The sequence below is a fragment of the Halopseudomonas salina genome, assembly GCF_008641105.1.
The window spans coordinates 127,665-150,086 of sequence record NZ_VTTI01000008.1 but is presented as its reverse complement, the minus strand read 5'-3'; the positions used below and the strand labels follow the sequence as shown (position 1 = coordinate 150,086).

At 59.8% G+C, this 22,422-nt stretch carries 5 protein-coding genes; 3 read left to right on the top strand and 2 right to left on the bottom strand.

Annotated features, from left to right (window positions below; all coding sequences use genetic code 11):
- Window positions 1–10: 10 nt before the first annotated feature.
- On the bottom strand, window positions 11–643 hold the full coding sequence (locus tag FZF01_RS13955) for a methyltransferase (RefSeq protein ID WP_150278811.1): 633 nt from the start codon (window positions 641–643) through the stop codon (window positions 11–13).
- Between the two features lie 358 nt (window positions 644–1,001).
- Here FZF01_RS13955 and FZF01_RS13950 point away from each other — a divergent pair, with 358 nt between their 5' ends.
- From FZF01_RS13950 to FZF01_RS13940, 3 genes are all read left to right on the top strand, one after another.
- On the top strand, window positions 1,002–1,715 hold the full coding sequence (locus FZF01_RS13950; protein WP_150278809.1) for a SapC family protein: 714 nt from the start codon (window positions 1,002–1,004) through the stop codon (window positions 1,713–1,715).
- A gap of 101 nt (window positions 1,716–1,816) precedes the next feature.
- Window positions 1,817–17,866, top strand: a complete 16,050-nt coding sequence (locus tag FZF01_RS13945) for a leukotoxin LktA family filamentous adhesin (RefSeq protein ID WP_188434467.1) — start codon at window positions 1,817–1,819, stop codon at window positions 17,864–17,866.
- A gap of 42 nt (window positions 17,867–17,908) precedes the next feature.
- Window positions 17,909–19,543, top strand: coding sequence for a ShlB/FhaC/HecB family hemolysin secretion/activation protein (locus tag FZF01_RS13940; protein ID WP_150278807.1), 1,635 nt, complete (start codon window positions 17,909–17,911; stop codon window positions 19,541–19,543).
- Window positions 19,544–19,576: 33 nt separating this feature from the next.
- Here the strand turns inward: FZF01_RS13940 and FZF01_RS13935 are convergent, their stop codons facing one another.
- The gene (locus FZF01_RS13935) at window positions 19,577–22,390 is read right to left on the bottom strand and encodes an FAD-binding and (Fe-S)-binding domain-containing protein (protein ID WP_150278853.1); all 2,814 of its coding nucleotides are present in this window, start codon (window positions 22,388–22,390) and stop codon (window positions 19,577–19,579) included.
- Window positions 22,391–22,422 lie beyond the last annotated feature (32 nt).

The following is a 22,422-nucleotide window of genomic DNA, read 5'->3' as shown; positions in this document are numbered from 1 at the left end:
ACCTCCGGTTCTAGTTGTTCTCGCTCAAGGGTAAGGCGACAAAGCGCGCCATCTGGGTCGAACTGCCATGTTGCGGGTCGAATTCACCAATGTCGATAAAACTGACCCGGTAGCTGTTACGTTCAGCGACTCCCCGTGCCCACTGGCGAAAGCGGGCGCGGCTCCATTCAAAGCGATGATCGGGGTGACGTTTCTCACCTGGAGGCATGCCGTGCAGCACGTTGTACTCGACGTTGGGCGTGGTGACCAGCACCACTCCCGGTCGCATGCCACCAAAGACCGCTGTCTCGACGCGTGATAGCCGGCCCGGATCTATATGCTCAATGGTTTCGATCAGCGTGGCGGCATCGAAGCCGCGTAGTTGCGAATTGGGCTCCTCAAAGGAGCCGTAGCGCACCTGAATACGGTCTGTTTCGTCGAGCAGATCGATACCCAGCACACGCCTGGCCTGGCCGAGGCTGACTTCATCAATGTCGATACCGACAATCCGCTGAAATTGATTCTGATGCACCAGCCGCTGCAGTAATTCGCCGCCGCCGCAACCCAGGTCCAGGACCTGACAGGCATCTGTCTCCAACAAGTGCTGAACGACGATATCGAGGCGTTCATCATGCAGACTGCTTTCCTGAAACCTTCCTCTCATGCTTTACCTGTAAGGATGAACACTGTGTTGCGCTACGCGAAGTCTCCGGCGCAGCGCGGGATTTAGTGCGTTGATTATAGTGCACGGGCTCGTATGTCAGGCGGAATATCGTCCGGGCGGAGTCTTGCTTTTCCGACGTGGCTCATATCATCGGCTGCAGTCGTTCGTGCCTTGAAAATATCGGAAACACGGGTGCCATTAAACAGGCGTCAATTTGGGGTGTGCATCTTGAGCGATGGTCGTGGAACATGACGCTTACTGTGCCTATTTCCAGGAAAAATAATATTCATTTCTATTTACACAGGAAGGGGCTATAAGCGAATGGCGTTTAGATAAATCAATTATCAGGGATCCGATAATGTCCGAACTTTTGTTCTATCAGCGGCCCACGGTCCTGAACAAAGAAGTCCACAAGAGCATTCGTTTTTCGCCAGTGGCAGATTTCAGATTTACCAACAAGGTCAATTCTGTCCCTCTTCTTGCTATCGAGTTTTTTGAGGCCAGTCGTGATCTGTCCGTGCTGTTCAGCCAGGATCAGCAAGGGCAATACTTTCCCATTGCTTTGCTTTCGTTGAAGAACCAGGGGCACGAGCAGGTCGATGAGGCGGGCGTATGGCTGGGTAATTACACCCCGGCCTTCATCCGTCGTTATCCGTTCGTCCTGAGCACTGACAAGAATGTCTGTTTTGATGCCGACTACTCTGGTCTGCAAGAGACAGAGGGTGAGGGCGAGCTTCTTTTTACTGAAGAAGGCGCCTATACCGACACGCTGAGCAAAATCATCGAGTTCGTCACGAACTTTGAAGCTGAGCATGTCCGTACCCGCGAATTCTGTCAGGCAGCAACCGAGCAGGATGTGTTCAAACCCTTTGTCCTCCAGATCATCACTGCAGACAAGAAGCCTCTGCGCCTTGATGGTCTGTTCGTTATCGACGAGAAGAAGCTCATGGCTCTGGACGACTCGGTCGTAACTCACTGGTTTCGACAGGGATATCTCGCCTGGGCCTACGCCCACCTGCATTCTCTGGGCGCGCTCCAGCGCCTGAGTGAGAAGCTCGATACCCGCACCTGAAATGCCCGATATCGCGTCCGGGTGACCGGATAGTTGCTTGTTGTTATTCGCTTCGGCTCAGCCGGATGATGTTGTTCCCTCTTGAAAAGTTGGGCAGAAAAATGGACTTTCCTCACCATCCGCTAGCGCTGGCTGTTAGTCGCTGCAACCCTTTTGCTCGGTCACTGGCAGCGCGAACAGCGGCGTGGGGAGCATTCCTGTCTAGTGCCTCGCTGCAGGCACTGGCCGCATCCCCACACAATATCGTGGTGGACGCCGGCACGGCGACCATGTCGACTACAGGCCTGACACACAGCATCCAGAACGCCAACCGAGTGGGAGGCGTCCCGGTCAATGTGTTCAAGCACTTTGTCGTAGGTGAGCTCAACACGGTCGATCTGGTAGTGCCGGGTGATGCCAGCAAGCTGGTGAACATCGTCAAGGACGGCAAGGCGGAGATCCATGGCGTTCTCAACAGCTACAAGAACGGCACCCTGGGTGGCAACGTGGTATTCGCCAGCTCCCAGGGATTTCTGGTGGGCGCCTCAGGCGTAGTCAACGTGGGTCAGTTGACGGTGCGCACACCCACCGAGGGTGACCTCGATAAGCTCATTGCTGGCACCAAGACTGTTGACGAAACTCTGGCCGTCTCGTCTGACGGCCTGATTACCATCGATGGCAAGGTCAATGCCAGCGAGGGTATCGATCTGCAGGGCGCCGGGGTCAATGTCGGCAGTGGTGGCAAGCTGATCGCCGGCAATGCCCTGAACGCCGATTATGTAGCCACCGCTGCGGTTAATACCGGTGATTACACCGCGCCCACCGCGCTGGTCAAGGATGGCGGCACGATTCATATCGTGGCGGGCGGTGGGTCTGGTTCCGGTGATGCACTGATCGCCGGCGATCTGCTGGCTGATGGCGGTATCACCATCGAAGCCACCAGTATCGAAATAACCAGCACCGGCTTGCTGGATGCCCGCGACAATGTCACCGCCAACACCAGCGGAGATGTCACGCTCACTGCCAGTAGCGCCAAGGACATAGGCTTTGGCGTAGCGCGTGCCGAATCCTCCGTCACGCTTGCCGGCCAGGTCCATGCCAATGATGTGACCGTCTCGGCGCAGAGCAAGGCGACTGCGTCATTCTATGAAGACCCGACTGCCGGGTTGACTGTCATGGCGGCAGGGCCCTTCACGGGTGCAGGCTTTTACCTTATGGCCGCCGACGCCGAAGCCACGGTCAACGTGGAAGGCACGGCGAATGTGCAGGCCAGTGGCGATGTAAAGCTGGGCTCCGAGTCCCACGCACTGAGCCAGGCCAGCCAGATCAACCTCTCCGGCAACGAGGGATCTTTGTCGGCAATATACAACACCAGTGATGCGACCAGTACGACCCGCATCAAAAGCGGTGCAACAGTCCAGTCGGAAGGTGATCTGACGGTAACGGCTCATAACGAAGCCTTCATCGCTGCCAGTGCGCTGGATCTGATCGCTGCGGACGCCAACAAGGTGGTTGTGGCCATAGCCGTGGGTGAGTCGGATGTTGATGCGACAGCCGTGATCGAGAGCGGTGCTGTGCTCGGCGCGAGCAGCCTGGTGTTGGCAGCAGAGAACCAGAACTATTACTCGGTCTCGGCAACTGCCATGGGTCTGAAGGATACCGAGTACGGCATTGCCGTTGCGGTGGGTGATTTCAATACCAATGCCACCGCGGAGATGGGCGCATCGCTGGGCTCTGCTACCGACAAGACCGGTGATGTGAGCATCACTGCGCTGGACCGCACCGTACACCAGCAGGTCAAGTCGGGTGTCACTGTGGGTAGCAACACGCTTTTCCGTAGCGTCGGTGCCAAGCCGGTTGCCGGCCTCGCGGCCATGCAGAATGGCGTGAACAACCTTATCAATACGAAAAAGCCGGCGGGTACAGAGGTACCCAAAGACGGCGATGGCAAGATCTCCTTCAAGGGCGGCCTGGCCTTCACCATGAACCTGTCCGACCACGAAGCCTATGCATTTCTGGGCAACAACCAGGCCGGCCAGGCTGAAGCACCGAGCATTCATTCCACGGGTAATCTGCTGCTGGCCAGTGCCATTGATCTGGGGACGGATAACGCCTCGATCGCCGGTGGCAACAATAACGCAGCCCATGGCGATGACCAGGGCGCCTGGCGCACCTCGGCAGAGGCGGCAGTGGCATCGCCGAGTAGCCGTACCAATGGCAGCAACCAGACTGGCTCCTCGGAAAAGAGCCTGGCGGTGGCCCTGAACTTCGCCATCAACAGCGGCGAGGCCGTGGCCGAAATCGGCAACTACGTGGAAATTTCAGCGGCCAATGTCGGTGTGCTGGCGCGGCAGAAAGTGCCCATTTCTTCCAGTTATGACAAGTGGGATTCTTTTTCTGATCTGTGGAGCAAGTTCACCGGCATTGGCGGCATGCAGAACAATATACTGTCGTCTTTCGCCAATGCGGGCACATCAGCAGACAATTCCGCTACCGGTGGCTCCCTCAACGTGGTCATCAACGATCTGGGCACCAAGGCCTGGATTGGCGATAACGTCAAGATCACTACCACGGGCAAGGCTGCCTGGTCTGCCGGCCGGATAGTGGCCGGTAACATGGTGGCGCCCACGCTGTTTGCTACCACGATTCCCTTCAAGACCATCGATTACCGCTTCGACTTCATCAGTTCGGTAGATGTACAAGCCTACAACCTCAATGAAAGCGTTCACCTGGCCGGCAATCTGGGCACCCTCGGGCTCCTGCCGAACGGCAACGGCACCAACGAAAAGGGGAAATCGGTTGGGGGCAGTATCAGTTATGTCCAGCAGACTGCGACTGCTGTGTCGGGGATTGGCGATGCCACATTGCTTGTGGATGGGGATGTGCGCATCCAGGCGCACACTGACGAACGGCATTTCCTGATAACACCTTCTTCAGGTTCGGGAAAAGGGCTGGGATTCAATGGCGTCATGGCGATTCTCAACAGTGAGTCGCTTACCCACGCTTCGCTGAGCAATCAGGCCAAGGTCAATACCACGGGCCTGGATGTGCTGGCTGATCACGACTTTGGCAACTGGGCTGCGGCGGGCGCATTCAATAAGTCAGACGAATCGGCCATGGGCCTGTCTGTGGCGATCAACATAGCCCAGGGCGATACCAAGGCGTTCATCGGCGACAACAGCAGCGAATCGGCCAAGGTCGGTTTCAAGAATGGTGCGCAGCCTGCCCCCGACGCGCCGACAACGCCTGCGCCGGATCCACGCGGCATTGTGGCCAACGACATTCGTGTTCGGGCCCGTAGCGCGGGCACCAACGGTTCGCTGGCCGTGGCGGGAGCCGTTGTCACTGAGCCCAACAACAAGCCGGGAATAGCCGAGCGGTTCGAGAACTGGTGGGAAAAGCTCGGGAAGAAGTCGGCAGATAGCCACAACGATGCGGTTTCAGGCACGGGTGCGGCCTCGATCGGCAATGCCACCGGGGATGGCAAGACGGATGAAGGCAATCCTGCCGCGGGTGGTGATGCCCCGGTCGACCCCGACAAGACGGGGCTTGCTGCTGCCGGCAGTTTCACCGTGTCGGTCAATAACCTGGACGCCAAGGCCCTTATCGATGACGCGGTGATCAGTGGCAAGGGTGCTGCAGACGTTGATGTCACGGTGCAGGCCCTGGAAAAGGTGATTTCCGCCTCGGCTTCGGGTGGCGCAGCCCTGGCCAAGCTGGGTGCCGACTCACCGTCCAACCAGAACACCATCGCTGGCGCCATTGCCTACCAGATCAGCTTCAATGATGCGCTGGCGCATATCCGCAACAGCACTATCAGCAATGCCGGCGATGTGAAAGTGCAGGCAGTGCATGGTGGCGAGCTCACGTCGGTGGCGCTGGCCCTGGCAGTCACCAGCTCGGATCAGAATACCCAGAACAGCAACAACGGCGCCCTGTCGATCTCCGGCGCGCAGATCTATGACGGTACCTCGGCGCGTATCGATAACAGCTCGATCACCAGCAACAACGACGGTGACGACAGCCTGGAAGTCTCTGCCCACAACAACGCCGACATCGGCGTCGGTGGCGGTTCACTTTATCTGGGCGGCAAGAAGGGCGGCGGGCTGGCGATTACCTTTGCCGAGATCAATGACCCAAGCGCCATGCTGGCAGGGATCAACCCCGACTCAAACAACGTGCTGAGCACCGCCCATAACGAGGATGTGTACAGCGGTTGCGCCGCGGAGGCCGTCATCAGCGGCGTTGACGGGGCTCGCAGTACCCTGACCAACTTCGACAGCCTGACTGTTTCTGCCAGTGCAGTGAACAGCATCGGCATCGGCGCGGCAGGCGGTGGCTACAACGGCGGCGTGGAAAATTCCCAGGGATTTGCCGGCAGCTTTGCGGTGGGCTCGATTGGTGCCGACACCAGGGCCTTGATCAGCAAAACCGACATCAAGGGCGTGCAGACGCTGCACGTCAATGCCAGTGGCGAAGACAATGCCACGCTGGACACTCTGCTGGCCGGGCTTGGTAGCAGCACGATCAACAGTGACTTCGACTTCAGCGGCGCGGATGCTATCGACAACACCGAGGTGTTCACCGACGAGGACGGTACAGGCTCTAGCTACAACTACAGTTCGGCCGGCAAGCGCATCATCGCCGTAGCCGGTGTGGTGCAGGCCGGCAAGAGCAATCTGGGCATCTCCTATGCCCACGCCGATGTGCAGAGCGATACCTCCGCGCGCATGGCGGATGTGAACATCAATCAGGGCGCAACCAGCACGGCAGATGTGGTAGTCAATGCGCGGGACAACTCCCTGCTGTATAGCGTGGCCATTGGCGTCGGCGTCAGTACCGGAAAATATTCGGGTGTGGGTTCGGTTGCGGTCAACCGCCTGAACAACCGTGTCGTTGCGGAAATCGGCGATTGGGACGGGGCAGACAGCGGCAGCATCAACGCCGAGACGGTTGCCGTTACCGCCACCAATGACATGGACATGGTCAACGTCGCTGGTGCAGTCGCTGTGGGTACATCCGGCTCTACCGGAAAGGCAGGTGGCCTGGCAGTCGCACTGAATCTGGTGGGCACCGACGAGCACTCGACCAAGGCACATATTGCTAATACGGCGTTGCAGGCCTCCGGCGATGTGCTGGTCAAGGCCACCAGCGGCGCTTCCAATGATCACAATCTGCTGGTTGGCAATGCCATTGCCATCGGCGCTACCGGTGGTTCCGGACTGGCCTTTGCCGGTGCGATCGGCGTCAACAATGTTGATCAACTGGTCGAAGCGGCGATCAAGGATACTGGCACCAATCGCAGTACCGATGCCAGCGCCACCCTTGGCGGCACGGTCACTGTGCAGGCCTATGACTTCACCGACAGCGTTTCCACTGCCTGGATGGGCGCTGGCTCCGGTGGCGGCTCTGCCGGCGGCATCGCCGTGGCGACCAATAGAGTCGACTCGGATGTCAAAGCGGCAGTGCTCGGCGACGGCGTCACGGTGGGCAGCACCACGCTGAAGGTGCAGAACCTGATGGTCGATGCCGTACGCGACAACTGGCTGTTGAGCATCAGCGCCGGGGTCGCGGCATCGCCCAAGCAGAGCGCACTCGCCGGATCGGTGAGCAGCGGCATTATTGATGGTGATGTCAGCGCCCGTATCGCTGAAGGCGCGCGCGTCAAGGCCTGGAATAATGTGGCGGTCAACGCCGACGCGCTCAGCGTCAATCTGGTCGGCAGTGGCGCGCTGGGTATCGGTCTGGGTAATGGTGCCGGGGCAGTGGCAATAGCGACTGCACTGGAGTATGGCAACACCTCGGCTTCAATAGACAATGCCAACGTGATTGCCGAAGGCAGAGGCGCGAGCATCATCGTGGACAGCGGCGCGCTGGCCAACTACGGCACCTTGCCGGACCTGTCGACCTCGGGTCAGGCCGAGGATGACGGCGATGACAACAACGCCGACCCGGTTGACCGCGACGCGCTGACGACCGGTTTTGCCCTGCTCGACCTGGACAAATCCACGCAAAGCGTAGACGGACTGGCAGTCAACGCCACCAGTCGCACCAAGCAGCAGGCCATCACCGTGGGTGGCGCAGGCGCCGAGTCGCTGGCCATCAGTGTCAATGTGGCGACCAACAGCTCATCCGGTGAAACCAGCGCAAACATCAACAACAGCGTGATCAACGCCGGCGTGAACAACCAGAGCGGAGCCGATGTGCTGGTCCGTGCCAACGCCCATGAGGCCGGTCTCGCCGTATCGGCAGGCATCGCCATCTCGGGCAAGAATGCGGGCGTCGGCGGCTTCGCCACCAACAGTCAGAAGAAGTCGGCCAAAGCTACCGTCGCAGACAGCACCGTCATGGCCGATGCGGCCAGCATCAACGCCAACAGCTCCAAGGTTGCCCAGGCGGTTTCGGCCGGCGTGGGCGCCGGTGGTAGCGGTCTGGGCGGCGCGGCCTCGGTGGTGATTACCGAGCAATCGGGTACCACCCGATCCTGGTTGCTTGGCGGCACTCTTACGGCCAACAGCCTGAAGGTGAGCTCGGACCGTCGTCAGGAAGCCAACGTGGCAGCAGGTGCCGTGGGCATCGGCGGGAAAGTCGGGGTGGGCTTTGGCCTTGCCGTGAACCTCATCGGCGGTGACAGTCAGGCGTTGATCGGCAATGACCTCGACGACCCGACGGACACGCGCACCACGCGGGTCAATGTCGGCAGCCTGACAGTCGATGCCCAGCGTCTCGAGAACGTCAACAGTCATGCCTTTGGCGCGGGCATCAGTGCCGGTTTCGGCGCAGCGGCAATGATTGATGTCAGTGAATTTACCGGAGAGACACGGGCCGGTATTTTCGGCAAGCCTGCAGGTGGCGGTTACAGCACCAGCATCCGTGGCAAGAACGGTATTGCCGATGCGACCAGCGTGGTTCTAAGCGCCCAGGAAATCCTCGATGCCAGGCAGTTCGCATTGGGCGTAGGGGTGGGGGCCAAGGTAGGTATTGGCGCCGTCGCCAACGTGGTGCTGGGACGCACTCAGGTAGTCAGCGAAGTGGTTGGCAGCGACATCAAGGCGGATCTGCTGGATATCGATGCCACCTCGCAACGTCAGACCGATCTGACCAGTATTGCCGGTGCAGCGGGCAAGTTCAGCGCGGCGGTCAGCATTGGTGTTGCGCTCTTCGGGCAAGGCGATACCACCGCGGATGACGGCACCAACGCCGAAGACGAATTCGATGTGTCACGGGACGTGGCCAACTCGGTTCTGCAGGCGGACACCGCCAGCTTCAATACGCATCTGTCCAGCGATGATGTCGCCGCCATGGACGCTGGCCCCGCCGCTAGTGTTGAACGCACGGCAACACCGGCGGCCTCCATGACCACCGATGCCGGCAAGTCCCTTAAAATCAAAGGTGAAAGTCTGACCGCCGCGCGGGTCTCCGGTGGCGTGACCGACGTTGATACCCTGAACGTGAACAGCCGCGCTTTGCTGCACAACAGCCAATTGCTCGGCGCGGCGCAGATCTCGGCGGCGGGTATTGCCGGTGTGATCGGCATTACCCGCATGTATGACATGAGCATCGCCACCGTCGACAGCAACCTGACGGCGGACAATGTGGTGGTCGGTGCCACTATCGAGAATGTGTCTGATGACGATGCGGCCGGCGAAGCCAAATCGGTGGTGGTTGGCCTGGGCGGCATCAGCGTGGTGGTCAACTATGTCGATATTCGAGCAGAAAACCGCGTCGTGGCAGGTGTTTCATCGGCCAGCGGTTCGGACACTGGCGATCTGATCGTCACCGCGACTGATACCACGGAACTGCGCCTGGGCGATGTCGATCCTGGCCGGCCGGACTCGGCCACCGACGGTTCGCTTAACGTCAATCTGGGTAGCGCCGCCATCGGCGTAAGCTACGGCTATGCGAAGAAGGCCAGCGACGTGGATGCCTTGCTGGGCGAGACCGGCAAGCTGGTCGACGGCTACGACAACATGACAGTCAGCGCCAACAGTTCGGGCATGGTCAAGAGCACCGCGTTTTCCCTGGCCGGCGGTATTTCTGCCGGTATCCAGGGCGTGGTCACCGACGCCCATGACAACTCCCATGCCGATGCCACGCTGTTTGGCACCATTGGTACCGGCAGCGGACTGGTCAATGTGTCTGCGCAGGTAGTGCCGGAAATATATTCGAGCGCCTATGGTGTGACCGTATCCGGTGGCTACTCCATGGGCGGCTCCTTCGCCTACGCCATGACCGACGCCGAAGCACGGGCTACCGTAGCTGACGGTGTGATCTTCACCGGCAGCGGTGATGTACTGGTGCGCAGTGAAGTTGGCGATGGCTCCGATGCCGACTATCAAACAGCGCATGCGGCCGCCTTCGCAGCTTCCGGCGGCTTGATGCTGGGTGTCGCCGGCGCAGAAGCCCGCGCAAGCAATAATGCGCAGTCAGTGGCCAGAGTAGGCAACTACGTCACTATTCCGGATGCCGACTTCAAAGTTTACGCCCGGCATACCGGCGTACAGATCGCCGACGCCGATGGTTACTTTGTCGGCGCCTTTGCCGGTGGTTATCAGGTCGGTCTGGCGGAGTCGTTCAGCTCGACCCGGGTCGAGTTCGGCAAGGACCCGAATGCCACGCTGGAGCGCACCGGCGATCTTATTCTGGATGCCAGCAGTCAGAATCAGAACCAGGCGTTCACCACTGCCGGTGGTGGTGGTTTCGTTTCCGGTAGTGCGGCGGAAGCCGTGGTCGAGGCCGGTGATCACGCCAACGGCAATTACGCCGCAGCGGTGCTGGTGGATGACTGGTTCAGCGGCTACCGCAGCGTGCCGATCGACGCTGGCAACGTGGTCATGCGTGCAAGCAATGCCGTCAACTTCTTTGCCGGCACTGATTCGACCACGGTGTCCGTGGTGGGCGGTTCGGGTGCGGTCTCGGATGTGGATGTCGATACCAACGTCAAGGTGGTCCTGGGCAAGAATGTCAGTCTGAATGCGCTGGATATCGATATCGACGCATTGAACCAGGCCCGGCAGATTCAAACGCCCTGGGATTCGAGTTACACCACCAGCGTTTATGGCGTGGGTGGCGGTGGGGCCAACGGCACGGCGGCCTTGTCCCGCCAGAACATCAAGCATCTGCTGGCAGCAGTAGAGGTCGGTGAGAACGCGGTGCTGAAGATCTCCGATCTGGCCTGGATGCACCAAGGCTATCGCAAGGGCATTACGGTGGACGCCGGCACCGAGTTCTTTGTCTATGACAAGGCGGTGATAGAGGTCGGTGGTGCGCTGCAGGGCGCCGGTGCGGAGTCGGATGTGGATGTGGCTGCGCGCACCAACGTCACCCTGAGCGACGGTGTGCAGCTGCGCAATGCCTGGGGCAAGATCGGGCTGGGGACCTATTCGCGTGGTAGCGCGGCCGCGGAGGCCAATGTCAGCGTATGGGCAGTCGCCGGTGTGGCCGGCGGCATAGCCGATGTGCACATTGATGTCGACAATACCCTGACGCTGGGTAACAACATTGTTATTGATGCCTACGATCAGATCAGCCTGTTTGCCGGTCGGGGCTCTGATGGCTTGTATCAGAACCAGTTGGTGGCGGATGCCCGCAGCAATATCTACAACTGGACAGCGATACCGATCCCGGCAGGCAACAAGGCCGAAGGCGATATCGTTCTCGACAACAAGGTGGTATTCGGCGACAACTTCGCTATCGGCAGTGACGGGCATATTGCAATCGGTGCTATCGAAGGCGCCTTGAGCGCCAGAGGTACCGGCGTTGAGAAAAACCCCTACCTGTCGCTGTTCAGTACCGAGAACACCTTCGGTTCCAGCAACAAGGCTGTCAGCAATCTCCTTGCCTTCAATGGCAGCGGTAGCGTGACCGCCGGGCAGTATGCCTATCAGTCAGTGAGCATCAATCAGGCCGGTAGCATTACCCGCCAGCTCTATCGCTACGGCTCTGCAGAGCAACAGGCAGCCAAGTATTCTTCGCGCGCCGAACTGCAGACTTATATCAGTGACCTGAATGCACAGATCGCGGTCTTGCAAGCCTGGACCACGACAGAGGCGGTGACCGATGGTACAACGCTCGGTGACGGGGATGGCGTAGCCACCGGCACGAATACCGGTACAGAGAGCACGGACGTCACCAGCGTCGGTAGCAATCCATACACGGACGAGATCAATGATCTGCGGACCCAGGTGGTGCTGCTGTCCGCGATCGTCAATGACCTGTCGCCAACGGCAAACTTCGCTATCAAGGTGGCCGATGTGCGTGCCTCCGCCGGGAACGTGAGTCTCACGGCTGGTTCCATCAACATGGCTACCGGGGTGACGCCTACCTTTACCGCCAAGGGTAATGCGAACATCACTATCAACAACCTGTCCGACCGTCACCTGATGCTGGCGAATCTGGAAATCGCCAACCAGACCGGGGGCAATGTATTCGTCAACGGGGGTGCCAATCTGGACAGCGCCTTTATCGACGAGCAGGCGGGCAGCCAGTCGGGTATTTACGTCAACCACGCCCCCACCGGCGCGAACTTCAAGAGTGCCGACGTTATCGTCAATGGCAACCTGACCAACCTGCTGTCCAGCGTGAATATCTCGGTGGCCGAAGGGGACCTGATCCAGCAGGCGTTGATCCAGGCCAATGCAGTCAACCTGAATGTGGACAACGGCAGCCTGCTGCTGAATAACCCGAATCTTGAGCAGACCTACGGTCGCGACCCTGATGCGCTGATCAACTTCACCAAGCAATGGAAGCCCGCGAACGCCATCGACTTCGTGCAGTTCTATCTGAACGACAGGTATTCGACGGCGATTACAGCTACGGGAGCGCCGGCATTCAATGACTGGTTTGTCGGTCGCGCCTTGAGCAACGGCGGCGTCCAGAACCCGTACTACCAGTCGTCGCCCTATGGCTATGACGAGATGAATATCTATTTCAACTGGGGCTTCAGCGACAGCGCCGAATACACCGGCGCGAATCCTGTGACCTTCTATTTCAACTCGGATGACAGCTCACGTGGCGGCTCTCAATGGAGATTCCGGCCAGTCCTGAACTATCAGGATAAACTGTCGCAGACTGCCACCTATGCACAGGTTAAAACCAAGCTGGGCGATACCGGTACCTCGATTATTGCCGAAAAGGTCATTATCAACGCCAAGCGCCTGGACATTAACGGCGCCATCGTGGTGGGCACCGACAACAGCTGGTCGGTCAACGTGGGAACGGGTTTTGACGCCAAGATCGAGCAGTATGTCAGGGATGCGGGCCTGGCCGCCGGCGATACCCTCAGCCTGACGCCCGGAGAAACCAAAACCCTGCGGGTGCTCAATCCGGATTATCAACCGGTCTTCTTCCGCCCGGACTACGATCCAGACTACTACCGGATCAACACCTATACCTTCGACATCGCCAATGCAGCCGGCACCTCGGAAATCAAGCTGAAGTATGACGTGGGCTCGGGAACACTGGGGATTGACGATGTGCCGGTCAGCGGCGGTGGTTATGTAGCCATTCGCGCGGCTATTTCCTCGACCGGGGCGGACGGCAAGATCATCGTCAAGGATGGACTGGGCCAGATCGCCATCAATAACGATTCCAACACCCAGCTGAACATAGGCACCTTGAGCGCCGGTGAGGACGCTACCGGAGTGATTCGGATCACCGACCTGAACAAGTCGAACACTGTCTCGCAGTGGTATATCCACAACCCGGGCAACCAGATCCGTCAGTACCAGACCGATGCCTGGGCGGTGTCGCATCTTGACCCGAACTCGTCGGTCGATATGGGCAGTTATGGTGGCAACGGCACCACATCGAGCATGACCTACAACCCGCTGGCCGGACAGCTGTTCTATATCCGCGAAGGCGCGACTGTCGGTCGAACCTACACCGATGTGCCGGACGGCTACCTGTCGAAATACCCGACCACTGTCGGCGAGTGGGTGTACACCACCGACTGGAATACTGAAGACAGCTATTACACCTCCTGTGCGTCGAAGCCCGAAGCCTGTTCCGGCGGTGTCGCCGCGCAATATCTGAAGCAGACTTATGACTACGGCAGCCAATCGGCAACCGCTTTCAAATGGATTCTAAGCTACAGCAAGTACTATGGCACCGGTCTGACCAACGCTGATCCAGTTGTCCGTATCCCCACGCGGATGGACATGGATACGCACACCTACGTCAAGGCGGACCATTCGATCCTTTTCCAGTTCACCGGGGTGGCGGAAGGTAATATCAGTGTCGACTCGCATTCACCGATTCAGTTGACCGGCAACATCTATAACCCGAGCGGTGTCACCAATATCGTTACCGATGCCGACTTCACCGCATCCAGTGCGTCCTCTATTACCTCGGGGACTACCCGTATTCAGGCCAATGGCGATATAGGTAGCACCGGCAACCTGCTGTCGATCACCACCAATGAACTGGCCTTGCAGTCCGATAACGGCTCACTGGCTTTCAACGCCACGGCCATGGGCTCGGCCTTGAGCATCGATAAACTGTCAGCGAAATACGGCATCCTCGGTACGGTGGATAAGAGCATTGTCGCCAAGGATGGCAACACCCTGATCTCGGCCAACACCATCGATCTCAGCAGTCTGTCGGGCAGTATCGGTAGCCTGGGCACGCTGGGTGATCCGGCCACCTACAATTTCGTCAATATCGCTTCGACCGGAGCCGTCTCCCTGCGTGCGGCCAACGACATCGTGGTCTCCCAGGCGACGGGTGATCTGCAGGTCGAGCGTATCGAGGCCAACGACAATGTTGTACTCAGGCTCGGCGATGGCAGCCTGACCAATGCGCTTGAACAGCAGCAGAAGTCGGAGCAGGAACTGGCCTACGAGGCCTCGGTATGGGATTCCCTGAACCTGCTCAGCGGCACCGCCGGTGACCGCGCGGTGACCGCCTACGAAAATCAGTTCAACAGCAAATACCACACCTACTGGATGCTCAAGCAGCGTCTGACCGATGCCAGTGACAGCGGCTTTGCGATCGATGCTGTTTATCTTGATGCCATGAAAATCCGCTATGGCACTACAGACGTCACGCAGCTGACAGCCAAGGTCAAGGCAGAGTATCAGGCCCTGGACGCCTGGTTTATCGACCAGGTGGCCACGCCGGACAGTTACGCCAACGTGGCGGATGCCGTCGGCAAGGAACAAAAGGGTACGCTGGTTGGCTACGACTACGGCGCGCTCCTGACCAGTGCCTACGACGACAGCTTCCGGCTGGAGATCGATGCCGCCAGCAACTGGTACGCCAGGATGGTAGAAGGGTCGACCTGGAAGCAGAGCCAGCTGGATATCAGTATTTCCGCTGCCGCATTGAGTGCCGATGCGTCGGGGCAGCTGACCGATCGCGAGGCCAACATCGTCTCCTCGAATATTCATCTGCAAGCCAACAGCGGGAGCGTTGGCAAGAACCTGGCCGATCTGGTCTTCAGTGTGCCGCGTGACAATACGGCCACCATCTCCAATGAACAGAAATCTGCATTACTGTCGGCCGGGCCAGGGGATATTTCCACTGTGCTTACCGATAACGCGGTCACCCTGACGGTCAAGCAGGTGGATCCGATCAAGGTAGATACCTCCGGCGCGCTCAACGTTGCCGCGCGGGATGCGATCTTTATCGAGTCGGCCGCCTCTCTGACCGTGGGTGAAATAGTCTCTACCGATGCAGACGTTCGCCTGATCGTGGATGGTGCGATAGCGGCGCAAGCCGGGGTCAACAATATCAAGGCGCATGATCTGTACCTGGCCAATACCCAGGGTGAGATAGGTTCTGCTGCCCAGGCGATGAATGTGCAGCTGTCAGGCGCCTTGCGTCAGGCCGGAGCCGCCGGTGATCTCTACCTCCGGCACAGTGGCGGCAACTTGCTGGTGGGCTCCGTGGGTGCCGGCGGTATGCTGTCGTTGTCCAACGATCGCGATATCCTCGGTTACGACGCCAACCACTTCCTGCAGGGTTCCGGCATCAAGCTGGATGCAGGCGTGAATGATCTGGGTAGCTCTGTCGATTGGCTGAATCTGAGAGTGTCCGGGGCCGGCGCACTCAGCGTGGATGCAGCCAATGCCTGGCTGGACGTGCGCGATACCACACTCTTCACCCTGGGTGATGTGACGGTAGATCAGCGTTTTGACCTGAAGTCGGTCGGCGCTGTTGATCTGGCCGGCGACCTGACTGCCGCCAGCCTGCGCCTCGATCTGGGTGGCGCGCTGAGCGCCAGCGGAGCACCGCAGGTTAATGTCTCCGACGAGCTGGAGATCTCCGCGTCTGCCATTCAGCTGGCTGCGGTGGAAGTCAGCGCCGGAAGTGCAAGGCTGGAAGCGACTGCCGGTGCCTTGAGCGTGGGCAATCTGGCTACAACCAACGGCGACCTCGCGTTACTGGCTACAGGCGCGCTGGAAACAGAGGGTGTCGTTACTGCCCGGGGTGATCTGATTGCCGATGCGCAGAGCATCAGCATGAGTGATAGCTCGTCCTTGCAGGGAGGTGGGGAGGCTGTACTGACAGCTATCGGCAACATCTCCATGCAAGCGCTGACCTTCGGTGGCGATCTGGATGTCGACTCGACTACCGGCAGTGTGCTGTTCGCGGGCCCGGTAAAGGCCCTGGATATCGACGTGCTGGCATCCACAGGTATAGAAGCACAGTCAGCGATGACAGGTAGCTCGCTGGCCCTTAATGGTGGTACGGGGATGCTGGTGGCGGGCGAGGCTGCGAGCCTGACCTCGACTGTAGACGGCATCATCCTGAACGGCAGTGCGATTGCGCTGCACGTCGATTCCACAGTCCAGAGTGCGGGTGATTTCAAGGTCACCAGCCAATCGGGTGACATCGTTCTGGGCCTCGTTGAATCCGGTGGGCGGACCGAACTGAGCAGCGCTGGTAGCGTTCGGTTCAACAGAGCCGTATCCAGCGCTGACGACCTGAATGTGGGCGCAGTGGGCACCGTTGCCCTGGCCACCGGTGCTCTGGTTGAATCCGGTGCTAAGGTCGATGTTCAGGCAGCCAGGCTGACAATGGATGCTGGCTCACGTCTCGATGCGACCGGCCAGCTGCGTATTGCCACCACCGGCGACATGCAACTGGCGGCCCTGCAGACCGACTGGAACGGCGCCGATGCGGTTCGCCTGATCAGTGGCGGCAACATTGCCGGGCGCAGTGACACACCGGTGCACCTGCGTGCCACAGGCGCCAATTCCCAGGGCAGCATCAGCGCCGTGACCGGCATTGGTGATCCGCTGGTAATCGATATGCCCTGGTTGTCGGCGGAAACCCTCGATGGCGATATCAATATTGTCGCCGAGCAAGGTCTCTACTCACCCTTCCTGCGGGCTCGCAATGGCAATGTAAAATTGCGCGTCAATGGCAGCCTGACCTTTGGTGAGCTGATCGGTAATCCCTACCTGTGGGTAGACGGCGCCATAGACGGCGATCTGATTGTCATGCAGCAAGGCAAGCTGGCAGCCAGTCAGGGTCTGAACGTTCGTCAGATCGAATTGAATGGGGGCGGGCCGTTGATTCTCGAGGCGCCCACCATTGATGTCGGGGTAAACAGCAAGGGCGCCGCCAACACCTATATGACCCTGAGCGGATTCGAGGGGCGCGTTGCCGACCAGATCAATGTGCAGGTGGTCAACACCGGCAAACTCAATGTGGCTGGTTTCAAATCCAAAACGGGCTCGTTGAGCGTGGACGGCGAGCTGAATCTGGACGAGGCATTCGTGGTTGAGAGCCTGGCTATCCAGACGGCCGGTCTGACGTTGAACATGAACAACTATGATCCGCGGCCACTGAATGTGAACGGGCAACTGATGTCGCCCGATGCAGTGTTCTGGCTGGATACGCTGGGCTTTGAGTTGCGCACCAATGCCCTGCCTACCCGCTATGCCGATCCGCTGGTGATGTTCCTCTACAAGCCAGGTGTGCCGCAGGATCTGCAGATGCTCGCCTTCCAGCGACTCAGCGCAGAGTACAACATGCAGACCCAGCTCAGTGAAACCGGACTCTGGGAGACAGGCCTCGGCATGCCCGGGTATCCGAACACAGCGACCTATTCGAGCCCGATGAGCTTCGGCCCAGGCGCCGTTAACACGGGTGCACCAGGCGCTAATGAGGACGCTGAGTTACCCCCGGCGGATGAGGAGTTGCTGGAAATTTCGTCCAGATAACCAGCCGATCACGGATGGCCGTTTCACAACCAGGAATATCGAATGAATTATTGGCGTTTATGCCGGCAGGTGATGTTACTCAGCATGCTCATCCCGAGTGTCCAGGCTCAATCACTCCCCGGAGTGGCTGGCCCTGCGGGCAGGGAAAGGGAGCTGCTGCGTCGGGAGCAGAATCTGCAGGAACGCAGGGAGTTGCAGCAGCGTGAAGAGTCGCCGATTGCGCCCGAGGTTATCGAGACGCCCGATGAGGGGCCTGCCTTTATTCTCAATAGCGTGCGTTTTACCCAGTCGGAGTTGCTCTCAGCACAGGAGCTGAAAACCATTGTGCTGCCCTACCTGGGCCAGCAAACACGCTTGTCTGATCTGAATCGGATGGTTACGCAGATCAACACGGCCTACCGGGAAAAAGGCATTTATACGGCGACCGCCCTGTTGCCCAAGCAGGCCGTGACAGGCGGTGTGGTGATCATTCGCCTGGTTGAGGGCAAGCTTGGCGAGATGGTTATCGAGGGCAACAGTTACCTTGCCGAACCCTACGTGCGGGAATGGGTGCCATTCGCGGCTGACAAGACCCTGGTTGACATGAATGCCCTGGAAAACAATATCCTGGAGTTCAACCGGGTCAATGATGCGCGTTTGGAAGCCGAGTTACGCGCGGGCAAGGACTTTGGTCTCACGGATATTGTCGTGGTCGTCGATGAGCCGCTGCGCAACACAGTGCAGCTGTTTGTCGACAACTACGGCTATGCCAGTTCCGGCGAAGCAGAAGTGGGGGCGATCTACCGCCGCCAGAGTGTGTTTACAGGGAATGACCGCGGACTGCTGTATGCGCTGGCATCGGCAGGCAACCAGTCCGTCACGGCGATTTACAGCGCGCCGGTGAAGGCCAGCCGCTGGCGTCTTGGCGGCAGTCTTGCGGTCAACCGGTCAGAGGTGACCGAGGGTGACTTCAAGGATCTGGCGGTAGAGGGAGACTCGACCAGCATGACGCTCGATGCGTCCTGGCTTGCCATCTCATCCAGCCATTTCTGGCTCAACGCGCTCGGTTCGGCGATGTACTCGAACTCCTCGACCTCGGTGCTTGGAGAGGACATCAGTGACTACACCATCAGCAAACTGAGTACCGGCGCTCAAATGACCTGGCTTGGCTCGGGCTGGCAGATATCCGCCCGGCAGCTGGCCGGATGGGTGACCGCGCAGAACCAGGCAGCCACTGACGGTGACAAGAGCTTTGCGGTATTGAATGGCGATGCCAGCGCCTATTACCAGTACGGCCAGTCCGACTGGTACGGGTTGGCGCAGATGGATTATCAATTCACCAATGAAGAGGCGCTGCCCGGCGCTGTGGCCTACTCCATTGGTGGGCCAACATCGGTTCGGGGCTATGCGCCGGGTCTGATCAGCGGGGATTACGGCATCCAGACCAGTCTCGAGACCCATTACCGGGGCATGAACGCGCTGGGCGGTGAACTCGACCCGTTTGTTTTCTATGACTTTGGCACGGTGCGCTCGAAAAACCCTGCGCAGACAGCACAAGCGGTAGGTCTGGGCCTTGGCTGGACGGGTGTGAAGGGCTTCTCGGCGAGCATGACCTATGCCAGCGCGTTGGACGATATTCTCCCGGACCAGGATGACTGGGTTCTCTATGCCCGTTTGAGCTGGGATTGGGGCAGGTGACAGCGTCGCGCTGAGCCTGCCTGCCATGGTGGGCTAGCGGCTCATTCTTGGCCTGGTCACCCGGTCCACCAGATAGACCAGCCCATGGTAGTCGATGCCGCCATGCTGGCTCAGGCCTATCTCGCAGGTGCGGCTGGTGCTGATGCCTTCTCCGCAGTACTGCACCGCGTCCTTGAGGTTGCGCAGGGCGTGGGCATTCAGCTCGGGTGTAGTGAAACCCTTGTCGCCGGCAAAGGCGCAGCAGTGAATACCCTCGGGAATCACCACCTCGGTGGTGCAGCGCCGGACGATATCGATCAAACCCTCGGCTTCGCCCAGGTGCTGGGTGCTGCAGGTCACGTGCACCGCTATGGGTGCCTGTTGTGGCGTGAAATCCAGCTTCTGTAACAGATGCTCGCGGATAAAGCGTACCGGATCATAGACATCCAGGCGCGGATCGGCGCCCTCCTGCAGCAGACTCAGGGTGCAGGGCGAGGTGTCACAGTAGACCGGGTCCACACCGCCACGGCTGGCTTCAAGCAGTGCGGCGATCAGCTCCTGCTTCTTGCGCTCGGCCTGGTCGGGATAGCCCTTGGAAGCGAAGGGCTGGCCGCAGCAGAGGTTATCTAGCCCGGCAGGAAATACCACCTGATAGCCGGCCTTCTCCAGCAGCATCCGGGTTTTATCGATCAGCGACGTCTGTTCTCCATCCGAAGCCGCCGGCCCCATCGCCCGGGACACACAGGCCTCCAGATAGACCACGCGCGGACGCGAGTCGCTAGGCGGGTTGGGTAGACGCATGCGGCGGGCCGGCTCGGGCATTGCAGCAGTCCACTGGGGAACTCGACCTCTGCTGGCTCTGGTCAGCGCGGCCGAGGTGCGAGCCAGCAGCGGTGCGCCCAGGGTCGCGCGGGCGCCGCTGGCCAGATAGAGCATGGCGCGGGCGGCACTCACCGTGGTGTGAAAGTGATCGGCCATCCAGGTGGCTGCCCGCGGGCTCTTGGCCTGTTGTGCGCGCAACTTGCGTACCAGATCCCCGGTGTTGATGCCCACCGGGCAGCGTTGGGCGCACAGGCCGGTGGCGGCGCAGGTGTCGATGCCCTGGTAGCGGTAGTCGCGCTCCAGTGCCGAGGTATCAGTGCCCGCGCGTTTCTTCGCCTGAATATCCCGCCAGATCACGATGCGCTGGCGCGGGCTCAGGGTAAGCCCCTGTGACGGACAGACCGGCTCGCAGAAACCGCACTCGATGCACTTATCGACGATTTCGTCGGCAGCCGGCAGCGGCTTGAGGTTCTTCAGGTGGATCTGCGGATCCTCGCTGAGCACCACATCGGGGTTGAGGATGCCCTGGGGGTCGAGCAGGCGCTTGATCTGCCACATCAGCTGGTAGGCATCGCTGCCCCACTCCAGTTCCACGAAGGGGGCCATGTTGCGCCCGGTACCGTGTTCGGCCTTCAGCGAGCCGCCAAATTCCACCGCCACCAGCTGGGCCACATCCTGCATGAAGGCTTCGTAGCGCGCGACCTGGGCCGGGTCGTCAAAGCCCTGGGTGAAGACGAAGTGCAGATTGCCCTCCAGGGCGTGGCCGAAGATGATCGCCTCGTCATAGCCATGACGCTCGAACAGCTCGATCAGGCGGTTGACGCCCTGGGCCAGTTGTTCGATGGGGAAGGTCACGTCCTCGATGATCACCGTGGTGCCGGTCTGACGTACCGCACCCACGGCGGGGAAGGTGTCCTTGCGGATCTTCCAGAGCTGGTTGTAGACCAGGGGGTCTTCACTGAACTCCACGCATTTTTCCAGCGCAAAGTCGGCAATCGAGGCCATGATCAGCACCAGTTGCTCATGCAGCAGGGACTGGCTGGCGGCGCGGGATTCGATCAGTAACGCGCAGGCGCCGGCTGACAGGTCCTTCACCCAGGCAGGCATGCCCGGCTGGTTTTCCACCGAGTGCAAACTGCGCCTGTCCAGCAACTCCACGGCCGAAACCGGCTGGGGTTTGAGTACCGTCACCGCCTGGCAGCAGCTTTGTACGTCGGGAAATACCAGTAGTGCGCTGGCCTTGTGCGGAAAATCCGGGACGGTGTTGTAGGTGACCGAGCTGATAAAGCCCAGTGTGCCCTCGGAGCCCACCATCAGGTGGCTGAGAATATCCAGCGGCTGATCAAAGTCGATCAATGCGTTCAATGACAGCCCGGTGGTGTTTTTCAGTCGATACTTGTGACGAATTCTGTCGGCCAGTGGGGTATTGGCCCGAGTCTGCCGGCCGAGCTCGGCCAGTTGCCCGAGCAGCTCGGCGTGGCTGGTTTCGAATGCCGCAATGCTCTGTGGGTCTTCGCTGTCCAGTACGCTGCCATCGGCCAGTACCAGGCGGATGCCGGCCAGGGTGTGGTAGGTATTCTGCGCGGTGCCACAACACATGCCGCTGGCGTTATTGGCGACAATGCCGCCGATCTTGCAGGCGTTGATCGACGCCGGGTCGGGGCCGATCTTGCGCTGGAACGGCAGCAGTACCGAGTTGGCATGCGCGCCGATCACGCCCGGTTGCAGACGGATCTGCCGACCCTGGTCGCGTACCTCACGGCTGTTCCAGCGCTCGCCCAGCACAATCAGCAGCGAATCCGAAATGGCCTGGCCGGACAGGCTGGTGCCGGCCGCACGGAAAGTGACCGGTACCTGATGGTTGCCGGCCAGCCTGAGCAGGGCGACGACTTCCTGCTCCGATTCAACCCGCACCACCAGCTTGGGGATCAGCCGGTAGAAACTGGCATCGGTACCGAAAGCCAGAGTCGAGAGCGGATCGTCAAACCGACGCTCGTCGGGAATGACGCTCGCGACTGCGGTCAGAAAAGGGGCAGGCAACGGCATTGAGACGGTCATGGTAGCTCCGGTCGTATCGG